Source organism: Bacillus thuringiensis, from assembly GCF_001182785.1.
In the GTDB taxonomy this organism is placed as follows: Bacteria; Bacillota; Bacilli; order Bacillales; family Bacillaceae_G; genus Bacillus_A; species Bacillus_A thuringiensis_S.
Map to the genome: position 1 here is coordinate 49,351 of NZ_CP012102.1, position 12,443 is coordinate 61,793.

Consider the following 12,443-nt stretch of genomic DNA (forward strand, 5'->3'; position numbering starts at 1 on the left):
TTCAAATTAGCAATAAAAATATGTTAATTCATGGGCACCCCATGCTGCAATCGCAATACCACAAGCAGGAGTAGTTTCAGGTTGAACATCTCCACCGCCATAAGTGCGTGCTAATTCATCTTTAGAAACTTCAACTAGTTTAGCCCCTGCTGGATGATTTTCTGCTAATTCTTCAATAATTTGATTACGATTCATAGTAAAATTCCTCCTTTAATGTTAAATACAACTATTATTGTATAGTAGAAATACTATTTTTCACAGTTCGCAAATTCGCATTTTTTTGAATTACACAATAATTAATCATGTAATCTTTAAATAAGAATTAAGTAAAGGGATTACATACTACAAGTAACACTTTATAAGTGGATTAAAAAGTAGTTTGATTACAACGATGTAGGAAAAAGAAATAAAGTTAGAGGATCTAAACTGCATGACAAAAGAGCTATCTTACTTAAACTTGGAGAGTGAAATCTTAAAAATTGTATACAAAAACTCAGGAAAACGCACAAGTCTGTTCCGATATTTAAAAAATGCAAATCTTACCTAAAAATAATTCGTGTTATTTTACATATTTTATATGAATGTTAATCTTAATCTTGTATTAAAAGCATTTCCGTATATAGTAACCAAAGAATATATTAGACTAGGTGCTGCTTTCTCATAAAAAATTTTATAAAACCAGTTCCTTTCAGTTGGTTCTGGTGCAAAAAATCTATAAAACTTGGACATACTGATATTACTACTCTAGAAAAGGTGTTTGATCAGTATGAAAAAGGAAAATTTGTTTAAATGGAAGCATTATCAGCCTGATTTAATTTTGTTAACGGTAAGATGGTACCTACGGTATAACCTCAGTTTTCGTGATTTGGTGGAAATGATGAAGGAACGGGGTTTATCTATTTCTCATACTACGATTATGCGTTGGGTTCATCAGTATGGTCCTGAATTGGACAAACGAATTCGTCGTCACCTCAAGCAAACCAATGACTCTTGGAGAGTTGATGAAACATATATAAAAGTTACAGGGCAATGGATGTACCTGTACCGTGCTGTTGATTCGAAAGGAAACACAATCGATTTTTGTCTAAGCAAAACAAGAGACCAAAAGGCTGCAAAGCGCTTTTTCAAGAAAGCTTTGCGGTCTTTTCATGTTTCAAAGCAACGTGTGATAACAGTCGATAAGAATCCGGCTTATCCTATAGCAATTGAACAGTTGAAAAAAGAAAAAAGCATACCTGATGGTATGCAACTTAGACAACAAAAGTACTTGAATAATATAGTAGAACAAGATCATCGTTTTATAAAGAAGCGTATCCGTTCTATGCTAGGGCTCAAATCTTTTGACACAACTATATCCATTCTTTCTGAAGTAGAACCCATGCATATGATTAAAAAAGAACAGATTATCCAAAATCAGAAAGAATTCGTCCATCAATTGTTTGGACTTGTAGCATAAGATACGATTCCGTTAGGAATATATATGCTTTATTCTCTTTTACTTTATTTTTGCATCAGAACCATTAAAAGGGTTAAAAGCCTTTTCTGGAATGAATAGTTACTAGTAAATTTTAATTTTTAGTACATACAATAGCTAAGGAATTGTCTTTAGTATTTAAGATTTTTTTTACGTTAAAATGATTTTCTAAGAGTTCATTTTTAATTTCATCTTTTGTGAAGAATTTAAGCCAATCGTTAAAGTGAAATACTTCATTTTCTGAAGTAATGTATATCGTAGTATTTAAAAGTATATTTTCAGGATATTTTTTATTTGATATTAAATTTAAGCAAGCATCGTCGATTATAATATTACCCTTATCTAAAGGGGCCCATAAGTTTATTTCGTTATATTCTTTAAATTCATTTACAGGAGGAACATCTAAAATAATAATACCGTCTTCAGCCAATAAATTATAAAGTCTTAAAAGCAATTTATCTCTTTCTGCTTTTGAAAAAGTAGCAAATGTTTTATATAAAATAATAATGATATCAAATTTTTCTTCAAAGGAAACCGTAAAAACATCATCACAAATATAATTAATATTTAAATTTTTGCTTGTAGCCTGTTTTTTTGCATGAGAAATTGCTTTTTCAGAAATATCAATTCCTGTAACATTTAACCCAGTGTTATAAAGTTTTTCACAATATAACCCAGCACCGCAACCTATATCTAACAGGTTTTTACCTTTAGAGGTATAACTATTTATTAATGTTACATATTCTTCGATTTGATCAGAATCCTTACCACCTCCAGGAATATTTGGATTTAAATAAGAGCTTAATACAAAATCAGAAAATTTTTCTGATGTCCAAATATTATCTTTTCCAGGTTCAAAAGGTTCACATGAAGAATTGTTTTTTAAGATTTCAAATAATTTATTCATATTAATTTAGTTCTCCTTAGTTTTTAAGAATAATTTTTTTAATTGATTGAATGAAATTTGTGTCAAAAGATAATAAGGAAGTTTTGTAACTTCTACTAGCAAACCAAGATAATAAAATTATTACAAGAATAGAAAAAGCAATTGAAATCAATATTTCGTATATTGATACTTCTGGTGTAGTGATTCTTAGCATCATTGTAAATGGAGAGAAGAAAGGTATAAAACTTGTGATTTTTACTAAAGAATCTTCTGGTGAATCAATATTGAATATAATTAAATAAACAGGTATAAAGAGTAGAATGTTTATAGGCATAACAGCTTGACTAATATTTTCTAAATTTGTAGTCATAGAACCTATAATCATTGCTAAAATAATAAAAGTTGTGAGGCCAATGAAAATGTATATTAAACTTAAAATAAATACTCCAATAACATCTTCGTTAATCTCGAAATTTAGATTTTCAAATAAAGATTTACCGTCAAATACAAAATAGCATGTAACAATAGTTATTGTTATAATCAAAACTTGTGTTAGAGCAGAAGCGATTAAAGCTAGGATTTTTCCCCATAAATGAACTATAGGAGAGACGCTTGTAATAATCATTTCCATAACTTTTGAATTTTTTTCAGTAGCAATTTCTAGAGCTGCTTGATTAGAATAATTCAGGGTTATTATAAACATAATAAATATACTTATATAAGCAATCGATTTTATTAATTCTGATTCCTTTGAATTATTAGGCTCATCACTATTTGTAAATTTTTCTGTAACTACATTGCTAGGGCTTCTTAAATCATTAATTTCTTCAGGTGTTAATTTATATTCAATCGATTTATTTGTGAACTGAATTTGGGATAATAATTGTTGAAGTCTATCTTTTTCTACCTGTTCAATCGAATCATTATAAATTACCTTTGCATTTAGAGTATTATTTGGATTTGAATCTATTAAATAAATATGAGAAATATTGTTCGATTCTAAAAGTTTGTATGCCTCATTTTTAGTAGTTTTTTTAAATGAAGCGTCTGGATTGATATAAGGCATATTTTCTTTTATTGTACTGTATATATTATTATCGGACGTTACAATGGCAATCGATTTTTTCTCATAATCTAAAAAAATTTTCTCGATTTTATCTATGTTCATAATACCAATGATACCAATAATAAAAATAAGAGAAACAAATATAAAGGAGTTACTTAAAATTTTTTTTAAGTAAGTAAATTTAAAAATAGTCCAAAATTTATTCACTTACGTCACCTGCTTTTTCCACTGTTTCTTTTTTCATTATTTCAATAAAGATATCTTTTATTGTCGGTTCAAGAATTTGAAATCTTTTAACAAAAGACTTTTTTGAAATCTCATTAAAAATTAACTTACATGTATTCTCGTCTGTAACTTTCAAGGTTATGGTATTATTATAAATCTCCAGATTTTTAACTCCATTAATTTCTTGAAGGTGTGAAAAATCTTCTTTACTTTCAATAATGATATGTTTATATTTTGTTTTAGACTTAACATCATCAACAGAACCATAAGCTTCTAGCTTTCCACTTTTTAGAATGCCAACTTTGTTACAAAGTTCTTCTATGTGTTCTAGTCTATGTGAGCTAAATATTATCGTAGTTCCTAAAGTATTAAGTTCTTTTATTGCTGCTTTCAATAATTCTACATTAATGGGATCTAAGCCACTAAATGGTTCATCTAAGATTAAAAGTTTTGGGTTATGCATTATACTTGCTATTAATTGTATTTTTTGTTGATTACCTTTTGATAAATCAGAGATTTTCTTTTTTTTGTTTTGAAGTATTTCAAATTTTTCTAGCCAATAATCTATTTTCACTTTTAACTCTTTTTTTTTCATATTTTTAAGACTGCCCATATAAATTAGCTCTTCTTCGACAGTTAATTTTGTGTGAAGACCGCGTTCTTCAGGTAGAAAACCTATCTGATCAAAGTTATCTTTAGAAAAGGGCTTTCCATCAAAGAAAATTTCCCCTGATGTTGGAACTAATAAACCTAAAATTAATCGAAAAGTAGTAGATTTTCCGGCACCATTTTTCCCCAAAAAACCAAACATATCGCCTTTTTCGAGTTCAAAACTAATATTTTCTACAGCAGTGAAATTTCTAAATTTTTTAGTCACATTTTTAACTTGTAACAACAAACTAAAAACCCTCCTTGTATTTGTATAATGAATATATTTAAAAGTTTTATAAATAGAAAAAATTTTAATAAACTATTCTTATTTCTTTATATTTAGTTGTGTTATGGGAAATTTCACTTGAATTTTCGAAAACTATGCTTTTATATTCATCAATAGATAAGTTTTTATATTTATCTATTACAACAGCAAAAGCAGCAGCTACTTGAGGAGGAGCTAAGCTTGTGCCGTAGCTCAAAACCAACCCTTTAGGTATACCATTATAATTCGGATTATTTTTTAAAAATGAAGATTCTTTTCCATAAGTTATTATCATTTCAGAAAAAAGAATTTTATCATCTTTTGCTATCCATTCTCCAGAAGGAGCTATAATATTTACATTTTCCCCGTGATTGGTATAACTTGTTAAATCATTATGCTTATCAGAGCTACCAACGTTTATTACGTATTCAAGGTCACTAGGTAAGTGAATTATATGAGGATACTCGTCCATATTTAATCCGTTGTTACCAGCAGAAGCTACTATTAAAACATTGTTATTTCTCGCATAATTAATGGCCTTTTTAAAAGAATTAATTATAATTTGATCAGATTCAGTTTGGGAATTTTTATAAATTCCCAAACTTATATTAATAATATCAACACCATCGTCTACAGCAGCAATAATTGCTTTTACTAAATTCAAAGAATTGGTAATCTCATTGTCCATAACTTTGTAAAATTTATAATTTGCACCTTTTATCAAATTGTCTAATATACCAAAAATCTGTGTTCCATGCCCAGTGTCATCTTTGGTATATGCTGAAGAAACAAATGACCTTCCTTGCACTATTTTATCCTTCAAATAAGGATTAGTAATATCAATACCACTGTCTATGATGCCGATAGTTACTGTATCTTTTAAATGATAAGGTTCTTTATTTAATAAAATTTTTTTATAATTCCAATTAAATTCATTAAGTGTAGGGTCTAATATACCTTTTAATACCATAAATAATCACTCCAAATTATTTAAACTCACACGGAGTTTCAAAAAGTAAAATATTAGGTAATTTATTATCCAACAATCTAATTAATTGATATCCTACTCCTGAAACGCCAGTAAATAAGCCAAAAGAATCTCCTTTTAAGCCTGAGTATACATTATAGGTTTTTAATGTACGGTGCGTGTTAAACATTGATTTAATGATATAATTAACTTCTTCTTCGTATTTTTGAGAACTTATTAAATTTTTATTTTTCATCTGAATTAATAATTCTAACAAAGCAGAATTTCCATGACATAGAGTATTATTATTTTTCAATGAAATACTTTCATTGCAAAGATTTAGGAAATTAGAGGAATGATTATTGAAAGAAGAAATTCTTGAAATTTCTATACCTAAATCTCCTTTACACCATCCACTAAAAAATGTATTTTTCGCTTTTTCGCTCTTCCACTTATTATTAACTATATATGAATCTTCTTCTGCTACTATTTTCTCAATATCATATGAAGTGAAAGATCCTATTAAACTATTAATGTAGTATAGAGAGCTATTACCATGTGCAAAACCAATAAATTCAGATTCTTTAAACTCTATTTTCTCAGCAATTTCAAGTGAAAAAGTAAGGTATTTCTCTATTTTCGTTATTTTATATAAAGCGTAATATACCGGAATCATATTAAGACTTCCATAAATCCAATCACTATTTGATAAAATTGGTTTCTCCATTGCTTCATCAGCAAGAAGAATAGCTAAATCTAGGCTATTTTTTTCTTTCAATAAGGAATACTCTACCAATAAAGGATAAATCATACTGGTCTTACTGAAAAATGCATTGATCTTTGAATCATTTTCTGTATTCAATATTAAATTTGATATATATTTCCTATAAGTAAGGTTAGCTTTATTATTATTTAAATAATCATTTGCTACTAAAAAAATATAAACCCCTGATAAACCATTATATAATCCTTCTGATAGTGAAAGAACTTCAGTTTCAAAACCATCGTTAATATCAAGAAATGTTAAAAAACTATCTTTTTCGCTAATAATTGCATTCTTTATAATATATTCATTTATTTCATTTATAAACCCACGGATAGCTTCTTCTGAAATTGAGTCCTGTTTATTCTGTGAATAATCCATATTTGTATAATTTTGGAATTTAAAATCCTGGAAAGTACTTTTTACAATATTTAATTGCTGTGAAATTGTATTTTTATTCAAATGCTTAATTTTTCTAATAACTATTTCTAAAGGAGTTTCTTTAAAAGAATTTTCTATTTTTTGGTTATCATTAGTATATAAGTGTTTTTCACTGGTATTAATAAAGAATTGTGGTATATCACCTAACATCATTTCTTCAAATTCATATTTAGCGATTAATTTATTGTTATATGAGTACGCCCAAAGATTATGCAAAACTTTTTCTCTTTCAATTGCATCCTGCATACAACTTGGATGATAAGAATATCTCAATAAATCTGTATATTTTTGAGTGGGTCTAACTATCTGTCGAACTTTAATATTTGCAAAATTTTTCTTTATATATATTTCAATTTCTTTTTTGTTTTGTTCTATTTTCTTTAAAAAATTTATAAAACCTTCATATATATATTTTTTGTATTCTATATAAGGATAAATCTTGCCATTTTTAGTTGGAACATTATTACATTCATCTATATAAGATTCATCCCATTCATATCTCATTTCATCCGTGCTTGGATCTTTTATTACTAGAATATTAAAAGGGAATTTATGTCTACCAAAACTTAAACCGCTTAAATCAACCCCCTGATTAGGTTCCATTGAGCGCTCTTTCATAATTTTTATAGGCAACATACTAGTCCCAATTACAGATTCAGCTAATTCATTTCGAATAATACTTTTTAATTCTTGATCGTAGTATAAAGGAGCTGGCTCGTGGAAAAAAGTTTCCATATCTATAATTACTGGGTGGCTTTTATATGCAATGATATTCTCGTAATGGAAATCACTTCCATTTATAATGTAAGCTAATCCTAATAAAGACCCATAATTTGTGTAAAAATCAGCAGCATCTTTAGACGATTCTAAATCCTCTTGTTCAACAAATTCTTCAAATGCATACTTTTCTTTCACCAGTCTCCTTGGTATATAAAAATTACTCTCCATATGTTTATTTAAATACGACATAAATAAATCAATTTTTTTAGCAATTTCTAAGTTTTTAGGTTTATACACTATTTTTTGTTTATTTGGGAAATTCAAGATTGATACAGATTTTCCTCGATCATGAGTATCCCCCATCGCCATATTTATCGATGTAATAACATTTTCTTTTATACCTAATTGGTTTTTAAATTCATAAAAATTTTCATCTAAACTATTGATTAGCAATTTAAAGTTTTCTTTAAAATAGTTGGTTCTTGTGATAATTATCTTTATTGCGTAGAGATAATTATTATAAAATTCTTTGATTTTCTTAACGTTTCCAAAGCGTATATTTAGATATGATTGAAATCTTTGATATTTATCTTTTCCAGTTAATAAATTGGCTCTTTTATAATCATTCATATCAGATATAATAGTTTGATTCATTAAAGTCATAATTTCTGAAATGTAAGCGTCTGTCACATTAATTAAGAATTCTTCTTCAAATGAAAAATATTCATTTTTTTGAGTGGTATCATATATGAATTTTTTGACATCCTGAATCAAAAAACGAGCAGAGTAGTCTATCGTTTTTTTTGAATCTTCGAGTAAATAAGTTTCTTCATATTTATCTATGTATGTATAAAACTCTTGAATCCATGGATAGTCTTTATAAGAAAAACTTTCACATAAACCTGACTTCACGTCACCAATGCCAGCTGTAAATGTATCGTAATTAGAATATTGTTGAGAAATCATAGCATCTATATCTTTTTCTTTTAATAATGTTTTTCTTGAAAACCAGTTGCTGGTTTTGATTTCATTAGGACATACTAAGTTATTCTCAGCTCTTTCATTTATAGTTAAGGATTTAATAAAATTATTTTCCATGTTAACCTCCAAAATATAAAATGGTAGCGCAGATCACACTACCATTAATCAATATTTTTATAAGACTTTTAACATTGTACTGCAGATGCAAATAAACCGACGCCAGCACCAATACAGAAAGCAGAACTTGTAGTTGTAGGGCTAATTTCAGCCTCAACACCAGTATCATCTTGTAAAGCGTACATTTCTTCTAAAGAAAGATCTTCAAATGAAGGTACAACTTCTTTATTGTTAGTAAACATATTAAAAACCTCCTCTATCATATTCTAGTTCTAATGAAAATAAATTCATTACTTAACATTTTTTAATAGTTAAAGTCGTTAGAGCGCCTAAACCAGCACCAACACAAAATGCAGAGCTTGTAGTAGAAGGTGAGATTTCAGCCTCAACACCAGTATCATCTTGTAAAGCATACATTTCTTCTAAAGAAAGATCTTCAAATGAAGGTACAACTTCTTTATTGTTAGTAAACATATTAAAAACCTCCTCTATCATATTCTAGTTCTAATGAAAATAAATTCATTACTTAACATTTTTTAATAGTTAAAGTCGTTAGAGCGCCTAAACCAGCACCAACACAAAATGCAGAGCTTGTAGTAGAAGGTGAGATTTCAGCCTCAACACCAGTATCATCTTGTAAAGCATACATTTCTTCTAAAGAAAGATCTTCAAATGAAGGTACAACCTCTTTATTGTTAGTAAACATATTAAAAACCTCCTATGTAATATTTTAGTTATAATAAAAATAAATTCATTATTTAGCATTTTTTAGAAGTTAAAGTCATTAGAACGCCTAAACCAATAAAAAATACAGATTTTGTAGTAGATGATATTTTATAAAACTTTTAGCATTTTACTGCAGATGCAAATAAACCAACACCAGCACCAATACAGAAAGCAGAACTTGTAGTTGTAGGGCTAATTTCAGCCTCAACACCAGTATCATCTTGTAAAGCGTACATTTCTTCTAAAGAAAGATCTTCAAATGAAGGTACAACTTCTTTATTGTTAGTAAACATATTAAAAACCTCCTCTATTATATTTTGGTTTTAATGAAAATAAATTCATTATTTAGCATTTTTTAGAAGTTAAAGTCATTAAAACGCCTAAACCTACACCAATAAAAATGCAGAGCTTGTAGTAGATGATATTTTTATAAGACTTTTAGCATTTTACTGCAGATGCAAATAAACCAACACCAGCACCAATACAGAAAGCAGAACTTGTAGTTGTAGGGCTAATTTCAGCCTCAACACCAGTATCATCTTGTAAAGCGTACATTTCTTCTAAAGAAAGATCTTCAAATGAAGGTACAACTTCTTTATTGTTAGTAAACATATTAAAAACCTCCTCTATCATATTCTAGTTCTAATGAAAATAAATTCATTACTTAACATTTTTTAATAGTTAAAGTCGTTAGAGCGCCTAAACCAGCACCAACACAAAATGCAGAGCTTGTAGTAGAAGGTGAGATTTCAGCCTCAACACCAGTATCATCTTGTAAGGCATTCATTTCTTCTAAAGAAAGATCTTCAAATGAAGGAACCACAGAGCGTTTTTCTTTGTTTTCAAACATATCTTTCACCTCCTTGCAATAATTTCCACTTAATGATATAACAGAAATATTCAAAAAACAATATATTTTGGTAAAAAAAGAATAATTTTATATTATTTGTTAAAATAAAAAACATATTTATTATAAATATGTTAGTATTGTAATGTAAAAATAACAGAAATATACAAGGAGTTGAAAAAAATGGATTCTAAAGTTTTATTATTATCACTGGTGATTTTCATTGTGTGCATGATTTTATATGTTTCTTTAAACAAAGTATTGAAAGAAAAGAAACCTTTGAAATCATTGTTAGAACTTTTAATAGGTATTAGCCTAGTAGTTTCTTTAGTTTATCTTTTTCTTTAAATTTAAAAATGATATTTTAAGAAGGTGATTTTATGGACAACAAGAATTCTCTAATGCAACTAATTAAAAAAATTGAATGGCCTAAAAGATTAATTATTCTTTCTATTATTATATCTTCACTTAGCAGTCTTGTAGGCTTATTTATTCCTTTTTATACAGGGAAGTTAGTAGATGGATTTTCTGAAGATATATTAAACTCGAAATTCATAACTTTATTTGTAATAGTTTTCTTATTAAATGCTCTTTTAGGAGGGCTTGGTCTTTATCTATTGAGCAAAGTTGGAGAACAGTTTATTTATTCAATTAGGAAAACTTTGACTAATCATATCTTACATTTAAAACTTTCATTCTTTGACAATACTGAGAGTGGTAATATAATCAGTAGAGTTACCGATGATACAAATGTAGTTAACAATTTTCTAACTCAAAAATTCCCCAGTGTACTACCATCCCTGATTTCTTTAATCGGATCTTTAATAATGTTATTAATTTTGGATTGGAAAACTACAATTCTTACACTTGTATTAATTCCAATAATGTTTTTAATAATGACTCCTTTATCTAAAATCGTTCAAAAAGTATCGTTTAAGAATCAAAATGAAATGGCAGATTTTAATGGGAACTTTAACAGGGTTCTAAATGAAATTCGTTTAGTAAAAACATCAGTCACAGAAGAAAAAGAATTCGCTAAAATTTCTGATAATCTAAATAATATTTTTCTATTAGGATTACAAAAAGCAAAGATTTTTTCCGTTATTCAACCTATATCAGGCTTATTGATATTATTAACAATTGGATGTATCCTTGGCTTTGGAGGAGTGAGGGTTTCTACGGATGAAATTACTACTGGTGTTCTAATTTCAATGATTTTTTATGTAATACAATTAACTGGGCCATTGGCTAATTTATCAGCAGTTTTAACAGAATATCAAGAGGCAAATGGGGCAAGTACTAGAATAGCAGATATCTTAAAAATAGAAAAAGAGGAATACGAAAATGAAATTAACAACACTTCTATTGAACCAATGACCTCTTTTACAGATTTAAATATTAAGTTTGAAAATATACAGTCCAGTTATTCTGAAGAGAAGGTTTTAAAGAACATTTCATTTGAAATTCCGCATAATAAAACTACCGCTATAGTTGGACCTTCTGGATCTGGCAAAACAACTATTCTTAATTTATTAGAAAGATTATACCCTATAGAAGGAGGAGATATAAAAATTGGAAACCAATCTATATATGATTTTCCATTAAACGTTTGGAGAAATCAATTAGGTTATGTAATGCAAAATAATACACTAATGAATGGAACAATAAGAGAAAATATTTTATATGGAATTACTCAAAATGTATCAGATGAAAAGTTAATTTATTACTCGAAATTGGCGAATTGTTATGATTTTATTATGGATTTAGAAAATCAATTTGATACTCAAGTCGGGGAAAGAGGGCTGAAACTATCAGTTGGTCAAGCCCAAAGAATTAATATCGCTCGTAACTTTATAAAAAACCCTCATATTTTATTGTTAGATGAAGCAACTGCTAGTTTAGATAGCGAAAGTGAGCAAAAGATTCATGATTCATTAAATAATTTATTAAGTAATAAAACTACAATTATAATTGCTCATAGACTTTCTACTATCAGGAATGCAGATAATATTATTTTTTTAGAAAATGGAAAAATAACTGGTCAAGGAACGCACGAAGAATTGATGTTGTCTCATAAGAAGTATAATTATTTTGTTAATCTTCAAGATTCATCAAATGAATTATCTTCAGTTAATTAATTCATTATTAATATAGGCGAAACATTTATATAGAGTGGTTGGGATAATTCACGATATTCAGCTGAATCCTTCTTTTTTGAAAATATATAATAATGCTGTAATGAGCTATGTATCCTAAGACATCTAAAATGTCCAAGGAATATTTTAATGTAAAATCTTTAATAAATAAATAAAGA

The 12,443-nt window shown here is 27.8% G+C and carries 15 protein-coding genes; 3 read left to right on the plus strand and 12 right to left on the minus strand.

The window, feature by feature from the left end:
- Nucleotides 1–6: 6 nt before the first annotated feature.
- On the minus strand, nt 7–195 hold the full coding sequence (locus tag AC241_RS31310; protein ID WP_050845638.1) for a mersacidin family lantibiotic: 189 nt from the start codon (nt 193–195) through the stop codon (nt 7–9).
- Nucleotides 196–766: 571 nt separating this feature from the next.
- Here AC241_RS31310 and AC241_RS31315 point away from each other — a divergent pair.
- Nucleotides 767–1,456 (plus strand): IS6 family transposase, encoded by a 690-nt coding sequence (locus AC241_RS31315; protein WP_050845639.1) that lies wholly within the window; start codon nt 767–769, stop codon nt 1,454–1,456.
- 112 nt (nt 1,457–1,568) lie between these two features.
- Here the strand turns inward: AC241_RS31315 and AC241_RS31320 are convergent, their stop codons facing one another.
- The 11 genes from AC241_RS31320 to AC241_RS31355 form a co-directional block, all read right to left on the minus strand.
- Nucleotides 1,569–2,381, minus strand: a complete 813-nt coding sequence (locus AC241_RS31320; protein ID WP_050845640.1) for a class I SAM-dependent methyltransferase — start codon at nt 2,379–2,381, stop codon at nt 1,569–1,571.
- Between the two features lie 16 nt (nt 2,382–2,397).
- Nucleotides 2,398–3,633: an ABC transporter permease gene (locus AC241_RS31325; RefSeq protein WP_050845641.1), complete on the minus strand. Its 1,236-nt coding sequence runs from the start codon at nt 3,631–3,633 to the stop codon at nt 2,398–2,400.
- Nucleotides 3,626–4,549, minus strand: a complete 924-nt coding sequence (locus tag AC241_RS31330; protein WP_050845642.1) for an ABC transporter ATP-binding protein — start codon at nt 4,547–4,549, stop codon at nt 3,626–3,628. The genes AC241_RS31325 and AC241_RS31330 overlap by 8 nt, the downstream gene beginning before the upstream one ends.
- 64 nt (nt 4,550–4,613) lie before the next feature.
- On the minus strand, nt 4,614–5,537 hold the full coding sequence (locus AC241_RS31335; RefSeq protein WP_050845643.1) for a S8 family peptidase: 924 nt from the start codon (nt 5,535–5,537) through the stop codon (nt 4,614–4,616).
- 16 nt (nt 5,538–5,553) lie between these two features.
- On the minus strand, nt 5,554–8,556 hold the full coding sequence (locus AC241_RS31340; protein WP_050845644.1) for a type 2 lanthipeptide synthetase LanM family protein: 3,003 nt from the start codon (nt 8,554–8,556) through the stop codon (nt 5,554–5,556).
- 68 nt (nt 8,557–8,624) lie between these two features.
- A complete protein-coding gene (locus tag AC241_RS34130) occupies nt 8,625–8,798 on the minus strand; it encodes a lichenicidin A2 family type 2 lantibiotic (RefSeq protein ID WP_318588575.1) in 174 nt (57 codons plus the stop codon).
- Between the two features lie 52 nt (nt 8,799–8,850).
- Complete coding sequence (locus AC241_RS31345) at nt 8,851–9,030, minus strand: lichenicidin A2 family type 2 lantibiotic (RefSeq protein ID WP_013450120.1); 180 nt, start codon at nt 9,028–9,030, stop codon at nt 8,851–8,853.
- Between the two features lie 52 nt (nt 9,031–9,082).
- Entirely contained in the window at nt 9,083–9,262 is a 180-nt protein-coding gene (locus AC241_RS31350) for a lichenicidin A2 family type 2 lantibiotic (protein WP_013450120.1), read from the minus strand.
- 139 nt (nt 9,263–9,401) lie between these two features.
- Nucleotides 9,402–9,575 (minus strand): lichenicidin A2 family type 2 lantibiotic, encoded by a 174-nt coding sequence (locus tag AC241_RS34135; RefSeq protein ID WP_013450121.1) that lies wholly within the window; start codon nt 9,573–9,575, stop codon nt 9,402–9,404.
- 145 nt (nt 9,576–9,720) lie between these two features.
- Nucleotides 9,721–9,894 (minus strand): lichenicidin A2 family type 2 lantibiotic, encoded by a 174-nt coding sequence (locus AC241_RS34140; protein ID WP_013450121.1) that lies wholly within the window; start codon nt 9,892–9,894, stop codon nt 9,721–9,723.
- A gap of 52 nt (nt 9,895–9,946) precedes the next feature.
- The gene (locus tag AC241_RS31355) at nt 9,947–10,132 is read right to left on the minus strand and encodes a lichenicidin A2 family type 2 lantibiotic (protein ID WP_013450123.1); all 186 of its coding nucleotides are present in this window, start codon (nt 10,130–10,132) and stop codon (nt 9,947–9,949) included.
- 180 nt (nt 10,133–10,312) lie between these two features.
- Between AC241_RS31355 and AC241_RS34545 the strand changes: the two genes are divergently transcribed.
- Nucleotides 10,313–10,477, plus strand: coding sequence for a hypothetical protein (locus tag AC241_RS34545; protein ID WP_155417092.1), 165 nt, complete (start codon nt 10,313–10,315; stop codon nt 10,475–10,477).
- Nucleotides 10,478–10,509: 32 nt separating this feature from the next.
- Nucleotides 10,510–12,267: an ABC transporter ATP-binding protein gene (locus AC241_RS31360; protein ID WP_050845645.1), complete on the plus strand. Its 1,758-nt coding sequence runs from the start codon at nt 10,510–10,512 to the stop codon at nt 12,265–12,267.
- Nucleotides 12,268–12,443 lie beyond the last annotated feature (176 nt).